We start from the raw sequence: 1,262 nt of genomic DNA, 5'->3' as shown, positions 1-1,262 counted from the left end.
CGGCACGGTGTAACCACCGGTCTTGCCACCGGAGTTGATACTCGATCCGCGGATCACCCCGAGCACCCGGTCACCGTCGGCCAGCGCCCGGGCCAGCGGCTTGAGCAGCACCGCGCCCACGCCCTCCCCGTCGACGAAGCCGTCCGCGTCCGCGCCGAAACTCTTCAGCCGGTCGTCGTGCGCGATCATCCCGCGCTGCGCCAGGGTACGCAGGTGCATGGGATGCAGGATCAGGTTGACCCCGCCCGCGATCGCCGCCGCGCACTCCCCCGTGCGCAGGCTCTCACACGCGAGGTGGATCGCGGTCAGCGACGCCGAGCAGGCGGTGTCGACCGCCAGGCTGGGACCGGTGAAGTCGAAGGTGTAGGAGACCCGGTTGGCGATCGACCAGTGGTTGGAATGCGCCTCACTCGCCACCCCCAGCGCGTTCGCCTCCCCACCCATCCACTCGTAGTTGCTGTTCATCACCCCGACGAACACCCCCACCCGGCCCTGCGCCGCGAGAGTGGCCGCCGGGTAACCGGCGTCATCCAACGTGGCCGCCGCGGTCTGCAGGAAGAGCCGCTCCTGCGGATCCATCGCCTCCGCGTCCGCGGGCGAGATCTGGAAGAACAGCGGGTCGAACTTGTCGACATCGTCGATGAACCCGGCCCACTTGCTGTAACTGCCACGCACCCCACTGGGATCGAAGTGCGCGTCGGCGTCCCAGCGGTCGGCGGGCACCTCCCGGACGCAGTGCCGCCCCGCGAGCAAGTTGTCCCACAACTCGCCCACCGTCCCGGCCAGCGGGTAACGGCCCGCGACACCGACGATCGCCACACCCTCACTCACCGGGGCCGGGGTACCGGCGCCCCGGGCCAGCAGGCTCAGCAGCAGCTTCCGCTTGTCGTCCACAGTTCTCTCTCTCACAAGGTCATCGGGCACAGGGTCAACGGGCCCGGTGTCTACCGCCGCTGGGACGACGGGTAGGGAACACGGAGGGGAGGAGTCGATACCTGACCGGCGGATCCTGCCGGGCAGGATCCGCCGGGCAGTCCCTAGTCCTGCCGGGCCGCGGCGCGCTGGGCGCGGCGGGAGGTGCGGACCGCGGGGGCCGGCGCCGCGCCGGGTTGGAGGTCGGGGGCGAAGCCCATCAGTTCGGCGAGGTTGTCGACGAAGCTGCGGATGGTCGGGAACTCGACGAAGGAGGTGGCCGGGACGGCGAAGTCCAGCTCCTCGCCGAGCCGGGCGACCACCTCGATCAGCACCAGCGAGTCCAGGCC

The 1,262-nt window shown here is 70.6% G+C and carries 2 protein-coding genes; both read right to left on the bottom strand.

What is annotated here, in order from left to right:
* Positions 1-894, bottom strand: an 894-nt coding sequence (locus ACFZB9_RS36925) for a polyketide synthase (RefSeq protein WP_391454551.1), incomplete at its 3' end; no start/stop codon positions are given.
* 143 nt (positions 895-1,037) lie between these two features.
* On the bottom strand, positions 1,038-1,262 hold a 225-nt coding region (locus tag ACFZB9_RS36920), incomplete at its 5' end, for an acyl carrier protein (RefSeq protein WP_391454549.1).

This window comes from Kitasatospora sp. NPDC008050, assembly GCF_042957465.1.
In the GTDB taxonomy this organism is placed as follows: Bacteria; Actinomycetota; Actinomycetes; order Streptomycetales; family Streptomycetaceae; genus Kitasatospora.
Note: the sequence above shows the minus strand (reverse complement) of the source record. Positions and strands in the feature narration are given on the sequence as shown.